At 33.5% G+C, this 21,775-nt stretch carries 2 protein-coding genes; both read left to right on the forward strand.

The features are described 5' to 3' along the window. The first annotated feature begins 131 nt into the window (after positions 1-131). Entirely contained in the window at positions 132-17,777 is a 17,646-nt protein-coding gene (locus tag HYY52_00580; protein ID MBI2995193.1) for a hypothetical protein, read from the forward strand. Positions 17,778-18,112: 335 nt separating this feature from the next. Next, positions 18,113-21,418, forward strand: a complete 3,306-nt coding sequence (locus tag HYY52_00585) for a hypothetical protein (protein MBI2995194.1) — start codon at positions 18,113-18,115, stop codon at positions 21,416-21,418. Positions 21,419-21,775 lie beyond the last annotated feature (357 nt).

The raw sequence follows: 21,775 nt of genomic DNA on the forward strand, positions 1-21,775 counted from the left end.
AAAAAGGGTAGAAATCTAATAGAAACCAATAAAACATTTGGTTTTTTATGGAGATAAATATAGATTTTAATTGTAGGAAATTTAGCAATTAAAATTACATGACTTAATCAGGCCACCAGAAAAAATCTGTAATGAATAATTATTGCAATCCAAGATTAAACATAAAGCAATTTGCTAAGTCTATATTTGCTTTTTTGCTTGCCACAGCATTTGTAATAAATCAATTTTTGCCAGCTTACTCAATCAGTAACGATAATCATATAAGAGACAAACTAACTTATGATGATCTTTCTTATATTTCATATGCATATAAAAATGTTTTAGATATTGATAATCCTAAAAACCAAGAAATTATAAATTTAGCAAAAGAAATTTATTCCAGAGATAAAGAAATTACAATAAAAAATTCAGTTAAATACTTAGAAAATAAAGTAAAAAATAATTTTCTATTAGCACAAGCTGCAAATACTGAAAACGAAGAAAAAAAATGCAATGTAATTAATTTAGACATTCTTGACTTTTACATGGCTTCACCACAAACAAAAGTCAAACTAGATAATCCTTTTAATTCAGTCACATTATCACTACTTAGTGCTAACCAAACTAGATTTTCAGATCTTGATCACAGCATAAAAAATCACAAACTAGCATGGAGTTTATTAGGCTATCCAACATCTTTTGGGCTTACTTATAATTCAGATGGAAAATTTATAAATGTTACTACTTCTTCTTCTACTATTCAAAACTTAATTGGTGCAGCATCTGATGCAATTAAAACTAAAGATGAAACAATCCTAGGAGGATTCTTACCTCAAACAAGTTTTAATAACCAAGGAGATGAATTTTATGCTGTTGGTGCAGATCCAAGAGGAGATGCACATAAGCCTTATTTGTATGGATTTGATGTATCTGCAAACCAAGGAACTATTAACAGATCAAAAGAAACTTTTTCAAATCACTACACCGGGTTTTCAAACGGACTTGATGTAACACCAAGCGGCTATTTACTACTTGGAATTGAAGATGGACGTTTAACATCTCTTTGGAAAAAAGACAATAAAGCACCAATATCAGTAAAAAACATTACTCAATTAATTGATTTTACAAAAAACCATACTAATTATTTTGAGGTTGACGCAAGTAACATTTCAGGATCAACAAATACATTTGCAGTCAGTGGTTATGTTCTACCTGATACCTACAAATATACAGATATCCTATCATTGCTTAAACAAAATTTAATTAACGAGTATGGTTTGACTGTTTTTATAGTAAATGAAGATACAGAAAATAATGGCGAAACAAAAATACTTTCAAAAATAAATATCTGGGGTAAAGAGTTAGAAAACTTACTTGGTCATAAAATTAGTAATATTGGCGGAATTAAAATAAAAAACAATTACTTATATATTTCATATTCAGTAAACAATGGAATTGATTTTAAAAAGTTTTACGAAGAAAATTATCCTAAATATTTACAAGAAGGAAAAAGCTGGATATATCCAGACACTGGATTACCACCTAGTGTTTTTAATTACAAAGAAGGCTTGTATGATACAAGATTAGCTGTATTTAAGTTAGATTTTACTAACAACAATATTGAAATTAAAGGAGTATCAGATATCTCAACAGTATTTGACAGTCCAAATTGTAGTGGCAAATCTTATGGCATAAATGGTCCAATTGAAGTACAAGGAGAAAATATATTTATTGCAGACAAAGTATATTCAAATGTCATAAGAACTTTTAAAAAAGATTCAACGACCTTAGCAGGTATAGTACCAGCTAGCTCACCATATGTAATCAATTTAAATAACCCAAGAATAATCAAGGTTTTATCAGATTCAAAATATAAACCACTGGGTTCTGATTTTACATTTTCAACTGCAATTTCTGATATAAGTATTAATCCTGAATCAGGAATATTATTTGCTTCATTACCATATTTAGAAATAAGCAATGATCCTTCTAATCCACTTCATGTAAATGGTTTTTTAGCTTCACTGTATTTAACTAACTTAATCAGTGATTGCTCAAAAATAGAAAGTTTAACTGATTGCAAAAAAAATCTTACTTCTGAAAGTAAGGAAAAAGAAAAATACACTAAAGAAAAAGTAAGTGAAGAAGCTATTGAAACTGAAAAGAATTTAAAATTTCTTTCCATTGCAGATGGTCCTACTACACCAACTATTTCTATAAATATTCCTACTGATCCCACTATGTTTAATTTGCCAACCTTTGATCGTGGTTATCACTCTGCAGACTTAGATATATCTAGAAATCCTCCTTCAACAGATGATATAAAAATTTCAGCAGGAGCAAGAGGAGTTAATTTTGTAAGCATTTTATCCTTAAAACCAACAGACCCAGGCGATTTATATTATCCATTAGTAAAAAAAGATTATTTACCTATAGATAGAAACGGAATTAGCACATACGGCAGATCAACCACACTTTTAAGCAGAGGCAATAAATTAGTTGGATTATCAACTGACAATAAAATATATTTAGGAAATACAGACACAATAACTTCCAGTCCACAAGATTTTAGCCAAAACAATTTTTATCCTACACTTGTAAGCAATTTACCAAACTCAAAAGAATTATTTGTACTATTAAATACTCCGCCAGATGATTTAGATGCTGAATCAAACAGTGCATTATACTTTTTTGGAGATCAAGGCAAGGCTCCAATAACCCTAAAAAATATTCAAGGCACAACAAATGAACAAAGTTTTAACATCATGGGAGTATTTGGAGTTCCTTTTAATATTAAATATAAAAGCAATAGATTACAAGTATCTGAAGCTAAAAACTTAAACAACCAAGATGAATACATAGCACTTTCATATTATTCTCATAACTTAAAGTCAATGGCTATAAAACAATATTTAAATAATATTCTGGTTTCAATTCCAAATTTTATAGAAGACTCTGAGGATAACCTTAATAACTTTTTAAAAAGTTTTCAAGGATTTAGCTTATTTACTGTCTCAAGTGAACAAGGCATAAAAGATAAATCACCTGGAAATACAAAAGCATATAAGAATTTTTATTTTATGGATTTACCAGCACAACTAAGATCTCCATCTGAAGATGTTTACAGGCTTATTGGTGGTGCAACTTTGTTTCAAAATCCAAAATCAAAAGATTTATTTTTAGCTGTTTCAACCTATGACATTGAAACTACAGATAAAGTAACAACTCAAAAACCACCAGAAGGCTCAGATAGTGTACTAGCTAGCAGTAGTGGTACTTCTACTGCTAAAAAAGCTTCTTCAAGTGGAACAGTTGATTTTTCTCAAGGCATCACCAGCAGCAATATATCAAGTGCTGCAGCTAGTATATTTGGTAATACTGAAGTACCAGTAATTTCAACAAATAATTTAATTTTTGCTCTTGATGCAAGTAATATTGATGGTAAAGGTAAAACAGCAAGTGATGCAGCATCATTAAATACCTCTACATGGACTGACATAAGTAACTCTACTTACAAAGGAACACTAACTTCTAATTTATGGACTGGAGATGGTTCAATATCTAATCCATTTTCAGTTAGCTTTGATGGTATGAACTTTATTTCTATACCAGCTGATGCATTTGATTCATTACGTTCATCAAATAGTTACTCAATTGAAATTGTATTTAATGTTGATCCAACATTTAAAGAAACAATTAGTCTTTTTGCAAGAGGTGGTGATCAAAAGATAGAAATCGACAGCACAAATAATATCATTGTAACTACATATGACCATGATGAAACAAATACAAATGTAAAAATAACTCCTGGTAAATGGCACCATCTTGTACTATCTAAGAATTCAGGAAATGCAGCAAAATTATATTTAGATGGTAAAGCTGTATGGTCACAGATGAAAAGAACAGTTGTAAACAGGGCTTTATCAGTTTTAATTGGTGCAGGAGAAATCTCAACAGAAAATTTATTTAAAGGCAAAATTGCATTAGTCAGGATTTTTAATACTGCATTAGAAGATTCAGAAGCTAGAAATAATTATTCACTTGAATTATTCAGATACACAGACATACAAACTGCTAAAGCAGTCCTTAGTGCTAGTGGTGCAGCTTTATCATCAAAACCATCTGACATAAATTGTGGACTAGCTATTAATACCAAGGTAGGGGAGCATATTTCTCTTCCATTTGGATTAATTCAAAACAATACAAATGTTACATTTAGCACTTATGTAAAAGTAAACTCTGAAGGATTTATACCAATCAGTACAGAAGGATATGGTGAAAAAGGAGCAATTTTACTTACTCATAAAACAATAGGAACAGACCAAGCGTTAACATTGTTAACTATAAAAGGTGTACCTACTTTTATCTTAGATGGACCTGGCCAAATAAATGGAGCAATTGGAACTTCAAACATTTTAGATGGTAATTATCACCTTATAACTGGTGTTAGAAGTAGTAACAAACTTGAAATATATGTGGACGGGGATTTACAAGGAGAAAATAATTATTCTGGTCGTTACAGTCTTGACTCTGGCCTTACCTCTGAATATATTGCCAATGAAGCATTTGCTATTGGTAAGCATCATTTGTACACAAGTCGTTATAGTGGAGCAGGTACCGGAGACTTTGGTATAAGTATAGTTAAAATTTACAACAAAGATTTACCTGGTGATGAAGTAAAATCAGAGTTCCAAAGCTTAAATGATGTTACTGCCTCACTAAGACAAAACATTATTGGATTCTGGAAGTTTTATGAAGCTCTTAAAAATCCAATTACTGGCTATAAAGCAACTGACTCAAATGATTTAGCACAACACATATCATTAAAAGCAAATTTTGCAGGACAAAAATTTGTTTGTTCACCTGTTGGAATTGGAATAGCAAGCAATGCTTCTACTTCAACTATTATTGGTAATCAACCCCCAAGTTTTAATGAGATTCTTGTAAGCGATTTATATTTTATAAATCAGCAAATCATTTTTACAGTAAAAGCTACTGACTTAAATGATAGTGATACAGTTACTATTAAGGCCAAAGACCTGCCAGGATGGGCTAATTTTACTTATGATGCAGAAAGAGCAACGGGTACATTTACAGGTATACCAGATAGTGCTGACACGTACACTATTACTTTTATTGCAAAGGACAACAAAGGAGCACAAGCAGAACCTCAAAAGGTAAACTTAGTTGTAAAAGTCCCAGCTAGTACAGGACCAAATCTGCCACCTAAAATTACAAACCCAGGAAATAAAATAGCTTCTGACAATAAACCATTTTCATTTAATATTCCAGCACAAGATCCAAATGGTGATCCTTTAAAATGGACTGTTTATACTATAATTCCTTATAATATTTGCAGCTATCTTTTACGAAATCCTCTTACTGATTTTGAACTAGACTGTTCACAACGAGATAAAGCTCAACTTACGTATATTACTAAAAACGGATTAATTACTGGAGTACCAAATGATGTCAGCAGTCTTTTTGCCATGTCAGTTAATGATTTTACTTTCATGGCCTATGTAGAAGATGGCAGAGGAGGAAAATCAGAAGAAGTTACATTTAATGTTTCAGTTGTTGATAGCAACAGACCTCCAGTATTAACCTCACCTGGAGATCGAATTATAACTACACAAGAATCTTTTGCAATCTCTGTTGGAGGTATTGATCCTGATAATGATCCAATAACATACGCAATAACAAGCATAAGAGGAAAAGGTGATGAATCAATTTCACAACAAGGACAAGGAGGAACTGGTAGTGATTTTATTCCGTTTGGAATTTATGGTGGGGGAAGATATGGAGCAGCAGGATATGAAGAAGAAGGAGGTTCTTATTTTGGAGCTTCCTATTTACCAGAAGGCATAAATTTCGATCGTAACACAGGAATCTTTTCAGGTACAAGACAAAATATAAAAGATGGCACAGGCTTTTACATCTATGAATTTATGGTTAAAGCTACAGACAATAAACAAAACAGTACTTCAAATGAAATTACATTTATTATAACTTTTTCAGACGGAAACAGAGCACCTATATTAAAAAATCCAGGAGACAAAGAATGTAAGGATAACAACTTATGCACAATTAACTTTGAAGCAAGTGATCCTGACAAAGATAAATTAAGTTTTCTAATTAGCTGGTTACCTCCTGATTTATCTATAGACAATGAGAATGCAAAAATTACAGGCATACCAAACATGATTACAGATATAAATATCATGTCAATAAATGATTTTGAAATTCAAGTTCAAGCAGATGACGGAAGACTAAAATCAAAATTAATTGTTTTTAATCTTAGAATTAAAGACAGCAATAATAGACCTGTACTTGAAAACCCAGGAAATATTTTAGTCCAGGGGAATCCAAAAACTATTCAGCTCATGGCAGGAGACAAGGATAATGATACTCTTACTTACCACATAAGTACTACAAATCCTTTAGTGGAGTATGTTACATGGGATGCTCAAAATCCAATCTCTGGAATCGTATTTAATGGACAACAAGGTACTATTTCTATTACTCCTTCTGAAGTAGATTACTTTGCTTATGGACAAAATGGAGAAGAAGCAATTTTTGAATTCATGGCTAATGCAACTGACGGGCATCCTGGTGATTTTAGTACAAGTAATGAAGTAACATTTACTATAACAATTAGAAAACAAGAATATAAATTAACTGATACAGATATTAATAATAATCGTTCTGAATTTGTTTATTGTAAGGCTGGAGAAAAAATTACTAGCTATACTTCAGTTTATGGAAAAAATTGTTTTAACTGCAATAACGGCAATGGAATAAATTGTGGAATGTGTACTATTGGTGCAGATTCTTGTAAAGTAGATTATGAAAATTGTGGTGATTGTGCTGATTTTTGCGATCATGAAAACATTTTAACCATACAATGTGTACCAGCTATGGTACAAAGTAACTATAACCCTAATTATTCAATTGCTTATGTTTCAGCACTCAGCACTCAGCACTCAGCACTCAGCGATCAGACCTTGAAACCTTGCAACCTTGCAACCTCAACAATCGACGGCAGCTACTTCAATGACTTAAATCTCGATTTCACAATTCATGATTTATTCTTAGTACAAGCTGAAGTCTGTGGAGACAGTGTAGTTGAAGGTGCCGAAGTTTGTGATGATGGAAACACAGACGATGGTGACGGCTGTTCTGCTAATTGTTTATCTAATGAAACTTGTCCAAATGGAATTACAGATACAATGGCTGCTACACCTGAACAATGTGACGACGGAAATGCTGATGACACTGATGCTTGTACAAATGTCTGTATGAACGCTGCTTGTGGTGATACTTATGTCTATGCTGCAGGTGGTGAACAATGCGATGATGGAAATGCTGATGACACTGATGCTTGTACAAACTCTTGTATGAATGCTGCTTGTGGAGACAGTATAGTCAGAGCAGGTGTAGAACAATGTGATGATGGAAATGTTGACAATACTGATGCTTGTACAAACTCTTGTATGGATGCTGCTTGTGGCGATAGCTACACCTATGCTGCTGGTGGTGAAGAATGTGATGATGGTAATGGCACCAATACTGATGCTTGTACAAATACTTGTATGAATGCTGCTTGTGGAGACAGTATAGTCAGAGCAGGTGTAGAACAATGTGATGATGGAAATGCCGATGATACTGATGCTTGTACAAATACTTGTATGAATGCTGCTTGTGGAGACAGTATAGTCAGAGCAGGTGTAGAACAATGTGATGATGGAAATGTTGACAACACAGATGCTTGTACTACATCATGCATGGATGCTGCTTGTGGTGATACTTATGTCTATGCTGCTGGTGGTGAACAATGTGATGATGGTAATGTTACTAATACTGATGCCTGTATAAATGTCTGTATGAATGCTGCTTGTGGTGATACTTATATCTATGCTGCAGGTGGTGAACAATGTGACGATGGAAATGTTACAAACGGAGATGGGTGTTCTTCTACATGTACTATAGAAACCACAACAGGTGGTGGAGAAATAATACAAGGATGTGCATACACTCAATGTGGAGTAAATTGTTGTGTAAACGGTTGCTGTGAGACAAATTCAAATATTTGCGCAGACAGTGCTGACTGTATACCAGCTACAACAAGCACTACATCTTCGACAACTACTGGAGGAACTCCACCTGAAGAAAAATTACTCCTTGAGTTTAAAGCCTGGAACATTGATGGAGCAGGTAGTTTTGCAAATAAAGATAGTACAGATATTATTTGGACAGATCTATCAGGAAATAATAATAATGGTATATTAAATAATTTTCCAATTCCATCAAGTTTATTTAGCGGCTGGAGCGGTGCAAACACAAGTACTAATCCATCAGCACTAAGATTTGATGGTAAAAATGATTTTCTCAGTGTAAGTTCCATTACATTATTTGAAAAAACAGACAAGTTTTCTATTTCAGTTTGGATAAAATCAACTAAACTAGAAGAAAAATCAACAATTGTTGGAAAAGTAAATAATTTTGCAAGAGGTTATAACTTATACCTAACAGCTGATGGAACATTAAGTGCATCTCTTTCTAGTAGCTATGCAGATGGACTTCGAGTAGCAACAAAAGGACAAAGGGTACAAGAAAATAAATGGTATTATTTAACACTTACATACAACGGCTCTGAGACTAGTAATGGACTAAAACTATATATTAATGGTGATGAACAAGAACTGAATATAACTCAAGATGCATTATACGATTCAATAGTAAATGATACACCTTTAACAATAGGTGGTTTAGGAACTAGTGATTTCTTTACTGGTTTTATAAGTGCTGTAAGAATATATAATTATGTTCGCACACAATCTCAAATAAAAAATGTTTACTTACTTGAAGCATCAAAGTTTCCTACTGGAACACAAGCTACAAGCAGTTCTTCTTCAGGTACTTTAGGAAGCAGCTCATCTTCATCTGGAATTACTACAAGTCCTAGTGTTTGCTTTTTCCCAAGTGGCCCAGAATATGACTATAATCCTTATCCAGAATATCCAGAAGCCGAGCTAATTAATCCTTGTAGAGATTGTTTAAAATTATATGAAGAAACAAATAAATCAAATTGCATCAAATGTAATTATTGTGAAGCTGCATGCATGATGCAAGACTGTAATGCTTGTTGTCCACCAGTAAATATACCTGAAAATGAAAGACTGCTTTTAAATTTAGATCCTACAAATATTGATGGAAATAATTTAAATACAGCACAAGCAGCACAACAAAAATATAAGTGGTGGATTAATTTAGCTAAATACACTGATAGTTTAGCAAGTGAAGAAGATGATTTTAATAAGGGGATTATTACAAAACTATTTAACTTTAACTACAGCTTTAGTAGTAACTGGACACAAGAAAATCCTCAAAATCCAAACTGTATAAAATTTGACGGGGTAGATGATTTTATTTTAATAAGCGGTTCTGCTTTTCAAGGCATTGAAGATACAAACGCTTTTACTTTAGAGACATTAATAAGCGTTGATAGTAGTAGAGTTAATTATGATCTGATTTTCCGATTAAAGGATAAAGGAGATGGTATAGTCACTGAAGTTGGAATTGACGAAAGTGGAAATCTTATACTTGAAAATACACATATTGTTACTCCACTTAAACCTAAAAAATGGTACCACATAGTTTATTTAAAACGAGAAAGTAACAAAGCTGAATTATATTTAAATGGGAACCAAATCTGGACACAGACTCTTCCATCTATTATTAAAGATCCATCTGAAGCATCAATAGGAACTCGTGACAATAGAAGATCTGCTAGTGATGCATTTAGAGGAAAAGTATCATTTTTAAAATTTTCTAAAACAGCTTATACAAGTGAAACAGTAAAGAAAAATTATGAAAGCTATAAAAAATATACTGAGATATCTGAAAGTAGTTTAGCAAGTACTACAGGCAGCAGTGTAGAATGTGGACTTATACTAACTGGATGGGCACCAGGATTAAATAGGTTAGATATTTCAAATCCTTCCTTTGGCAAACCATATTGTAATTATGATAATAATGGATTTCTAGCATCAAACAAGGCATTTTGTTCAAGCGGATTTAGTACAACTTGTAGGAATTCTTCAGATGTTCCAGCTTGTGGTAATCATGGTCCTGAGTGTTGTCCTAGCGAAGCTCCTAACTGTTCACTATCTGAGAATATTCTTTGTACACTACCTAAACCTAATATTATTTCAATATCAACTACAGTTGCAATCCTTAATGAAACTACAACTCCATATGGAGATGGAGCAGTAATATTAACTGACAACAACCTTGATATACCAGTAACTAATGATCAAGGAAATTACTTTACCTTACTTAGTCTTGATCATAGAGCAACACTTTTAAATGAGATAAAAGGAACTGTAGTTGGAGCACAAGGAAAAAGTGATATTGCTGATGGTAACTATCATACTATTTACGGAGTAATAGATGGAACTAATTACAAAATTTATGTAGATGGAGTACTAGAAGGAGTTAATAATTATCCTTCTACTGCTAGTAACTTTCAAAATACATCCCTAAACTATACTCCTGGTCCACTTACAATTGCAGAAAAGAAATTATGGAATCATAATTCAAATATTTCAATACACCAGCTTAAGATTTTAAACAGAGTACTTACAGATGAAGAAATTAAAAATGATGCTAAGTTACCATCTGAAGTACAAGAATCATTTTTACCTTCTACAAAAGCTTTTTGGTATTTCCCGCAGGTAACAAAGATAGACAGTTGGACAGGTGGTAAGTATATTGAAGGTTATAAGTATTTAAATGACTTATATGGTTTAGTTCCAGAAGAAAGCTTTAAGATTTTATCCTATGTAGATGTAAGCTATGATTGCCAACTAATGTCTAAAGTTTATAAAAACAGTCTTGCGCTCTTATTAGATGCTTCAAACGTAGATGGAAAACAATTAACTGCTAAAGCTGCAAGCACTAATATGACCTCAGTATGGAATGATATTTCAACTGTTAAAGCTACAAATAGTTTAGCTTTAAATAATTTTAAATGGGATACAAAAAGCAATTGGATGGGAGATGGAATTACAAATCCTTATGCACTAGGCTTTAATGGAACTGATACATATTTAGAAAAAAGAGACCCTGTTAAATTAACTACAAATACAGGAACAATTGAAGCCTGGGTAAAAGTAAATAATTTCATGGGAAATAACCAACCTCAAACTTATATTTTATCCATATCAGAAGATGGCACAGATAATCACATAGGAATTTATGCAGGTTATCCAGTTGGAAATAAATTTGGTATTCAAATACAAAACAAAGATGGCATACAACTTCAATCGTCTACACTGACAGACTTTGAAACAGGTACCTGGTATCACATAGCTTATGTAGTAGATAAAAATCAAATCAAATGTGATATCTCCGGAAGAAATTGTATTCTCATTGCAGTACAAAACTTGTACATAAATGGTGTATTACAAACATTAAAAGAAGTCTCACCAGATAAAGTCAGCAACGTGTCTAGAGCAACAAAAGAAGATACAGCTTACTTGAATTTATTAAAAGGAAACATTTTAAGAATAGGAAACAGAAAGACACCTGGTGGAAATAAATATCACTTCGCTGGTGAAATTGCAAAAGTAAGAATTTACACAGTTCCACTAAGTGAAGAACAAATTAAAGACAATTACACAGCTGAACTAAATACGTTCTCAGGAACTTCTACATCACAAGCTTCAAGTGGTGCACCAGAAATATCTTTTGCACAAGACAAAATCCCGCCAGGTGCAAAACTTCTCATACCACCAAAAGGCGGGATAAAACCAGGAGAAACATTTAGCACTTATGTTATTGATGAAGGGAATGGATTACCAGAAGGTAGCAATCTTACCAATAGCATTTCAAGTGTCTCTTGCAATATTGGTGGTCAGTCTGCTGATCTTGTTTCTATGAATGATTTAACAGTGCCTGCAACTGGAATAACATTTGATTCAAATAAACCACAAAAAATAGAAACATCACTTAAATCAGAAGAGCTTACAGAATGGACTATTGAAGCTATTATTAAACTTACTAATCCAGGAACCATAAGTGGCAATACACTTGAAGGAACAATATTAGTTACACCAAAAAATATCTTTAGAGTACACACCGATGGCTATGGAAAAAATACATTGGAAGTAATTAAAGATGTTAATAGTGAATTCAATAATATATATAATGTAGCATGCTCCACAGGCAATTCAATCTGTATAAGTGGGCAAACTAATTTAGTTCCTAACCAATGGTATCATCTAGCAGCTACAAGCAATAACTCCACCACAAAACTATATATAAATGGTGAACTTGATTCATCTGGTATCAAAATTCCATTTGATTTTTCAAAAGCATCTATTGGAGGAACAGAACCTGAAAGAGATGGCAGGGGAAATTTCTTTTTTAGTACTTTCCCTGGACAAATTGCACAAATAAGAATTTATAACAGATCACTTTCATTAGATGAAATAAAAAGAAATAACAGATATAGATTAGAACCATTGAATATACAGGGACTAACTGGCTGGTGGAAATTTGCTGAACTAGCAGGACTAGCTGCAAAAGGTTATAAATGGAATTCAAAAGTAGGACTTGCTGTGGATCCAACTTTAAATGGCAACTTAATAGGTTATTCAAATCAAGACTGTAGAATAATTGAAACACCAAATTTAGTTCCATCAATTGATCTGGGTTGTCAAACGTGCCTTAATCAATTTAGTAATAATCCAAATGCTACAAAATGTGACATTTGTAGACAATGCAAGTTATTGTGCAGCATAGATACTTGTGATTTCTGCTGCGGAAGACCTTTTGCAGAATCTAATTTTACTTACCCTAACAGAGGAAAAGAATATTCTTATAACATTAGAGAGTATATTTACAAAGCACCTTACTTAGGTAAAACAGATCAGTCGTTAGAAGTAAATTGTACTTTAAAAGATACAAAGTTAAATGAGATATTTAATGAACTACAAGGAGAAATTTTAGTTTTAGGCAGCCAAGGTATTGCATCTTCCAGTTCAGGTGGTAAAAAATTACTTTCATCATCTAGCAGCGGAGCTACATCTATAAAAACCGGTACTCCTTGTTGCTCTTGTAAGAATGGAGTACTAAGATGCCAAGAAGGAAAAACTATTACATGTATAAATGATGGAAACATAGATTGCGACAGGGATACACTTATATGTTGTAATGGACCAAAATGTATACAAGGAAATAATTTATTTAAATGTGTCCAGGTAAGTGATTTAGAAAAAGAAGATGATACAAGTGTTAAGCCAACAAAACCTAAACCAATTACTTCAAGTAGTGGTGGTAAGATATCAAGCTCAAGTAGTAGCGGTGATCTGTTTGGTACCTTATTCCAAAACCCACAAGACACAAATCCACAACAAGTAGAAAATGAAGAAGGAGAAATCTTAGTAAGCAGTGGTTTCATACTTACTAAAGAAACTGAAGATAATCTTATAACCAAGAGCGGTGGAATTAAAGGTGAATCAAAATTCTTTAAGAAAGTAGCTTGCAATGAATCACAAGGAGACTTTGTAGTAAAAGGATTTGATTTCTTTAGCAGTTCACCAATAAATTACAAATACAGAGACAGTAAACTTTCAATCTACAAAATAACTCAAACAGGTGAAATATTTGAACTTAAGTTAATAACTGAAGTTGATACTTCTATAGACTTTAAAGATGAATGTACAAAGCCAATTACAGCAGCAGTAGCTGGTCCAGTTGTGTTTAATAAGCTTACTCAAGAATTAGTAGTTGCTGGTTCAAACACTGAAAACGTAGGAAAGGTTTATAAAGTTAAATTTAATGAAGACACTTCAGATGATTCTATTGCAGATTTAAGTTTAGTAGAAAAAGGCAAGCTAAATATTTCAAGTGTTTATGACGGCTATATAACTGACTCTGTTATAACTTCAAGCTATGGAAAAAGTCACTATCTTATTTTTGCAAAAGTAAATGAAAAAAATTATAATCACAATTTACTTTTCTTCCCAATAATTGAAGACCCTAATATTATGCTTATGGCTACTGACGATACTAAAGGTAAATCTACTGGCAAGGGTTCTGTTGAATCTAATCTAGATGTAAATCCATTATTAAATAACGGTCAAACAATGTTAATTTTAAGTCTCGGCGGAGGTTTATTTGGCTCTGCAATGTTTGATGGTCAGCCTGGAGATACTCAATCACAAGAAGAAGTAAAAAGTGACAAAGGAGAATCAGATAAATCAAAAGAAGAAAAATCAAAAGATAAACAAGAATCTACTTCATCAAGCAGTGGAGAATATGCAAGCAGTTCAAGTGGGGGTAGTTCATCTGGAAGTATAAGTTCAAGTTCAAGCTCATCAAGTTCTGGTGGATTTAAAGAAGAATGTAAAGAATCTAAAGATTGTGAAAAAGTGCTTGGTGTTTCAGATCCTAGAAAAATCTTTTGCATTGATATAAATGGCTTAGGAAGATGCATTTATAACCCTCAAGAAAAAATAAGCAAATTTGGAGAAGTTAAATACAGTCCATGCACTAGCACTGAAATTAGAATTCCTGGAAGGAAAAAAGATAAAGGAAAAGAAGAAAATTTCTGTGTTAAAACAAAAGCGTTTCTAGAACCAAACATTATAAATCCAACTATACCTGATAACTTAAAATTAAATTCTCCTACTCCAATAAATCCTTCACAAGATCAACAAATGTTACCACCACTTAGCTTTTTTTTTGGGAGCCAGAAAGAGATAAGCCTAGATGGTAACCACTTTGGTTCTACTTTAAAATTTAGCAAAAACGATCTCATTACAGTTCAAGGCAAAAAAGAAGATACTTGCAAAAATTATGTAGACTGCAAATATGAAGAAGGTTTTTTTTGTACCCAGAGCTCAGGAAACTTAGAAAAAGGGAAATGTGAATTTATTTGTGAAGGCGGAAAAGTAGCATCAGGAATAGATTTGACAACTGGTGCTTCATTGCCCTGTACAAGCGGATTAATTGAATCTGAGTATGTTGATTTATCAGGAAGAAATATTTGTTGTAAAACAAAAATCACACGTAGGGACGAGGTAACCTCGTCCCTACAAAAAAATATTAAATTATGTTCTAAATCAAAAGAAGACTGTGAGGAAGGAGGATTTTGTGCTTATCTTCCAAGTGGAGTAACAAGTTGTGCATATTTTAATAAAAATATTGGAGAAATTAAGACAGGAAGTTGTCCTTATAATTGGGTTTTACTTGCTGGGGGACCAGAAGGTAATTTTTGTAGTCCTTTAATTCCACTTTCTGAATTATCAAGTTCAAGTAGTAGTTCATCTGGTGGCAGTTCAAGTGGTGAAGTATCTTCCAGCTCAAGTGGTGGTTCATCTGGTGGCAGTTCAAGTGGTGAAGCATCTTCCAGCTCAAGCGGTGGCTCATCTAGTGGTAGTTCAAGTGGTGAAGTATCTTCTAGTTCAAGTGGTGGTTCAAGCAGCTCAGGTGGAAGTTCTAGTTCAAGTAGTGGTGGTAAATCATCCAGTTCTTCTGGTGCGCCACCAGTAAATTACGAAGTAATTTTAGTTTTACAAACTCCTTCAAGATATTCACCTTCTATAAAAAGTCGTGACCCAAAACAAAAAGAAGAACAATATTACACATATTTAAGTGGTGAAAATGTAGCATTTACAGTTTATATTAAAGGTCCACCTAACTCAAAACCGCAAGACATCAACTCTTTTACAATACTTGCAACAGCTAAAGAAAAACAAAATAATTTACTTAGTGATTTTAATACTGCAAATTTAAAACTATTTAAATTAAGTTCTAAGGATGTAATCTCATCTTCAGATATATTAGATTTCTTTAGCAATGCTCCTCCAATAAACTTATCTCTCACAAGAGAAAACGAAGACGGAAATATAGTAGCTGCAAATGGTGACATCCTTAAATTTAAACTGCCAGATGCAAGGTATCTTGGATCACAAGCATCAAGCAAAGTTACATTATCCCCACCTGACAGTTCGTCTACTATAAGCCAGACAAATAAATGTAAAAGTGAAAGCATTTGTGGAAGCGACACTATAAGCTTAGCCAGCTGCATTGCAAATGAGTCTTGGAAATTCTCAAAAGGCAGTCAGTTTGCAAAAAGCAGTTGTAAAGGTACACTGCCAAAAAGTTTAGTCAATGAAATAACTGCATCTTCAAGTAGTAGCGGAAAAGTAGAAGTTCCAACTCCTGCTTGTAATAAAGATACAAAAGAAGCTGAATGTAAAACCACAAATATTTTTTATGTACCACACTGTACGGGTAGGCTACAGCCAGCATGTATAACTACAAGTACAAGCAGTGAAACCAGTAGCACTGAAAGTGCAAGTAATATAAGTAGTAGCAGCGGGAGTAGTAGTAGTATATCTTCTCTTAAAGCAATATGCAAAGCTCGTTATGAAGCTACCTCTAGTGGAGAATCACAATCAAATGAAACGCCAATATGTTTACCCATATTAGAAAGTGTAGAAAGATACTGCAGAGATGTTGAAAACTTACCATATGATGCTAGGTTTAATGCTTATGATTGTATCAATGATTTTTGTAAAACTTTAGATGATTTTGAAGAGAAGAAAGCATGTTGTCGTGGTTGCAGTGCTGTTTACGACAAATTAACTTTAACTGCTGCAGATGTTAGTGATACAGACAGTGACAGGATCTCATCATGCATTGCAGCTGATGGTGGATATTGTGGAAGCTTTAAAAGTTCAGAAGTTTGTGTACAAGAAAAATGTTATGAGCTTGATGCTGGCTCAGAAGATTTAAATAATTGTTGTTTAAAATATGATAAGGACTCAGGTAAGATAAAACAATTTCTTAAAGAAGCCGCTCTGGAAGAGGATTCTGGCAGGGCATTTAATATAATTACTCTTAAAGATAAGGACAAACAAAACGAGACACAAATAAAAATTCAAAAAACACCAGATGTCATACTGGCTCAAAATTATGAACTAACAATACCAACTGATTTAAAAATAAGCAATATTAATCTTGAAGCAGCTATTAAAGGGAAAAATCAAAAAACATATAATTCAAAAATTCAAATCGCAGTAATACCAAGAAGTACTGATGTAGATACAGAAAAAGTTGCAACTACAAAAGAAAAAGAAAAAGAAAAACCAACATGTTCACCACCATTCATTACATCTCCAAAGGCAGGTATCAATGATGGCAGTTCAATTTCCAGCGAGTTAAATATACCTCTTGAAATTCCAATTATTGCTACAGGAAATAACGACATTACTTCATTTACAATTTCTGGCGTAAGTTCAGGATTAAAAGTAGAAGAGAAAAATAAAGATTCAAGTTATAATTTTTCAATCATAAGTGGTACACCAATAGCTCCTGGAAAGCTCACCATTACTGCTTCTTGTACAAATAAATGTAATCAAACTATTAAATTTAAATTTGACATAGTTATTACAGAACCACTAAAAGAAATTCAAGGTACTAATTTAAAAAGAACTGTTACAAGTGGTTCAAAAATATTACTAGAACTTAAATCAAAAACTGACTTATCAAAAATAAATCCATCTTCTTTAAAAACAACCTGGACTACAAGTACAAATAAATCATTTGTAATTCCAGTTAAACTTGAGTTTAAAAACAGTGACATGATTAAACTTCAACTTTCAATCCATAAACTTGAACCACAAGGAACTGCAAGAATAATTATTACAAGCAAAGACAATGATAAAAATATAATTGCCGAGTTAGAAATTAATATTGTAAAACCAAAGATAAAAAACAAATAAGTATACCCAGATTTTTCTTTTTTAAACGTACTAAATTAACAAAAATTGTAGCCAGAAAAAACCGTTGGGTGTGATGTTTGTCTCATAAAGACACTTTTTTAGTCTCCCTATAACCTTATTAAGTAAAAATTACCATTTCTCAACTAAAAAAGGGATAAGGAGCAGGTTTATCTCCTGCTTCCTCGGGCACATTAATTAAAGAAGAGAAGAGGAAGGAGAAATTTTTAAAGCTCTAAAAGTCAAATCTCTGGCAAATTTATGGCCAGAAGAATAAATTAAGTAACTTTTGTTTTAAAGGTTATCCCTAATTTTATATTTGCATGTGAGGATATTTTTTGAAAAATGAACTAAAACAATTTTTAAGAAAATTAGTAAGAGCTCTGATAGCTCTTACTTATTGCTTGGAAATGACAGCAGGTTTCTTTTATCCAAGCACAGCAATTGCTCAGACTAAAGCTACACAAACAAAAGAAAAAACACAAACCAATCAAAACACTCAGCCACAAATTACTTGCTCAATTGCAGAAAAGTACACAATTGTTTATGCATATAATACTGTTCTTGGAAAAGAACCTGATTTAAAAATAGTAAACCTGGCATGTATAGCCTTAAAGAAAAAGAAAAGACAAGTTGTTTTTGAAAGTGTTGTAAATTATTTTAAATCTATTTTAGAAAAAAATGACAACCTTAGATTACAAGCTGGATTAAGTGCATTTAAATCAATTTTTAACAGATTTCCAAACGATGAAGAGTCAAAACTTTTATATGAAATTGTTTTTAGAGATGGAATTGTTTACTCATACAGTGAGCTTAGAGTAATTATTGATTTAAACAAAGATAGATTTGGTGAAATTGCAAGTAGAGAATCTATTCAAAAAGAATTAGAAACTGTAAGTACCAAGGACAAAGATATTAAAGAGCCAACAATTGAAAGAACTGTTAAAGCATTAGCAGCAGGGGCAGGTGGAACAGTTGTAAACTCTGGATTTTGTAATGGAATTGGTGTTCAGTCATTAAATGAACTTTCAATAACTGGTACAAGAGATGGTCTCTTATCATTTTTAGAAAACCAAATTGATATTGAAACAGGATTTGGAGATGTAACTATTGACTCTTCAGAAATTGGTTTAGTAAATCCAAGTACAATTTCAGGAACAGTAAGATTTAGAGGTTCTTCTCAATTTGGATTATTTAACCCAATTACTTCAGTAAATCTTGAAGTACAAAACTTAAATGATGGCACACGATTTGGAGCAAACGCTTTTATTAACTCAACTACTTTCCCAAAACAAAAAATCCAAACAAATGGTCAAGGGATAAACCTGAATATTTTAAGTTCAAGCCAACACCACGATTTTGAAGAAGCTCCAATTGGTACAGTATCAAGAATTCAAGATGGAAATATTTCTACTCAAAATATAAACATCACAGGCACATCACAAATCTTACTAGATGATGACAATAATGTGATTTCATTTGCATCATTACCAGACACACCTGACACAGCAATATCTTTAATAAGAGCAAAAGACACATCAAACCAAAACATTGAAGCTTTAGGCATTGTAAAAAGCACAAGTGGTACTTACAACACAAGCTTAAACATTGACAACATGGATTTATTTAATATTACTGCAACAGTTAACGGACAGGTAATAGTTCACAACTTTATTGAAGTACCAACAAAAACAATTAGAACACAAACAAGAGAAAGAAAAAATAATATTGCAATTGGCGCTCTTGCTTTTATTCATGACAGAACAGAAAACTTACAAAAATACGGTGAGTTAACTTCAAGTACTGATGAAAACGCTTTTAAGGGCTTTACAATTTTTGATTTTGACAAAACAACTAGCATGTTTCAAATGGCATATCACTTTTATGGCAGTAGTCCTCAAAGCACAATATCAACAAACTTTATAAAAAAATCATTTACAAGTTTAAATCCAGAAGGCAGTACCGGACTATTTACAGGAGATGAACTTATAGCAGGAGTAAAAACAATTGTTGATCCTGCAAATCCTGATGACCATTATTTACTTGTGTCTTATTATAGACTTGCTTCAAGTTCTGGCGTAACTTTTACTTATCCTGGTACACAAACAACTACAAGCAGTTCATCAAGTTCTTCTTCATCTAGCAGTTCATCAAGTGGAGAAATATTTATCAGCTCTTCAGGTACTCCACTTGATAGTAGCGTCACTGAAGACGAAAATCCTCCTGAACAAAATGAAATCCCAGTAGAAGAAGAAGCAAAAATTCAACAAAGCACAATTGAAAGTGAAGGTATAGATCAAGAAGCAATAGAGAAACCAATACCAGATACAAATGAGCAAACAGAAGAACTTGCTCCTACAAGCACTGATGATGAATATATCCCGCCATCTAGTGTAGAAGAAGATATTACTAGCGATCAGCAGTCAGCGGTCAGCGGTCAGCAATCAGAAGATACTACTATAGAAACCCAGCAAGCACCTGAAATAAATAATTCGCCTCAAGAAGAAATTGCTCCACCAGATAATGCAGAAATACCACCGGTGTCCTACCTCAAAACCTCGAAACCTCGAAACCTCGAAATCAGTTTGCAATTCCTCGATGGTGTTGAACTTACATACGATCTTGTTATAAGTTCTCTATCACTCAATAATTTAAACAGCAACTATCAATTAACTAGTGCAAGCATTGCTACTCCAGAAACCAATCCTGAATTTTCAATTCTCAATTCTCAATTTTTAGATGGTGCTTACATAGAAGAAAATAATTCAAATCTAAGCAAAATAATTAATGATTTCTTATGGATAGTTGCAGCAACACCAACTGGAGCACCATATCCTCCCACAAGTGGTTGTATGACAGATGATAACTGCGATGATGGTGATGCATGTACTGCTGATTATTGTGATTCTGTAACTGGTTGCCACAATGATCCTATAGACTGCGATGATGGTGATGCATGTACTGATGATCTTTGTGATTCTGCAACTGGTTGCCACAATGATCCTATAGACTGCGATGATTCCAATTGCGAGTATTGTGCTAGTGGTACCTGTACTAGTCAGTGCGATCCAGTAAGTCAAGCTTGCGCTTCTAGTTATGACCCTGATACTGGCACAGTTAGTTATTCTTGTCAGGCTTGTAGTCCAGCTTGTACTAATGGTAATTGTTGCACTCTAACAGGTTGCGAACCTTGTCCTACTCCAACTGAAACTCCAACAGAAACTCCAACGGAAACTCCAACAGAAACTCCAACTGAAACACCAACTGAAACACCAACGGAAACTCCAACTGAAACTCCAACCGAAACTCCGACAGAAACTCCAACGGAAACTCCAACTGAAACTCCAACGGAAACACCAACCGAAACTCCAACTGAAACTCCTACTGAAACTCCAACTGAAACACCAACTGAAACTCCTACGGAAACCCCAACTGAAACTCCTACTGAAACACCAACTGAAACACCAACTGAAACTCCAACAGAAACACCTACCGAAACACCAACTGAAACACCAACCGAAACTCCTACTGAAACACCAACTGAAACTCCAACAGAAACACCTACTGAAACTCCAACTGAAACACCATCCAACCGAAACTCCAACGGAAACTCCAACGGAAACACCTACCGAAACACCTACTGAAACTCCAACTGAAACACCAACAGAAACTCCAACAGAAACTCCAACCGAAACTCCAACGGAAACTCCAACGGAAACACCTACCGAAACACCAACTGAAACACCAACCGAAACTCCAACCGAAACTCCAACCGAAACTCCAACTGAAACACCAACAGAAACTCCAACAGAAACTCCAACAGAAACACCAACAGAAACACCAACGGAAACTCCGACCGAAACTCCAACGGAAACTCCAACGGAAACACCTACCGAAACACCAACTGAAACACCAACCGAAACTCCTACTGAAACACCAACTGAAACTCCAACAGAAACACCTACTGAAACTCCAACTGAAACACCAACAGAAACTCCAAC

The sequence above is a fragment of the Candidatus Melainabacteria bacterium genome (assembly GCA_016193285.1).
In the GTDB taxonomy this organism is placed as follows: Bacteria; Cyanobacteriota; Vampirovibrionia; order 2-02-FULL-35-15; family 2-02-FULL-35-15; genus JACPSL01.

What these genes read in the sequence shown, in the direction of transcription:
- HYY52_00580 (MBI2995193.1), top strand. Translation starts at nt 132, where the DNA reads ATGAATAATTATTGCAATCCAAGATTAAACATAAAGCAATTTGCTAAG.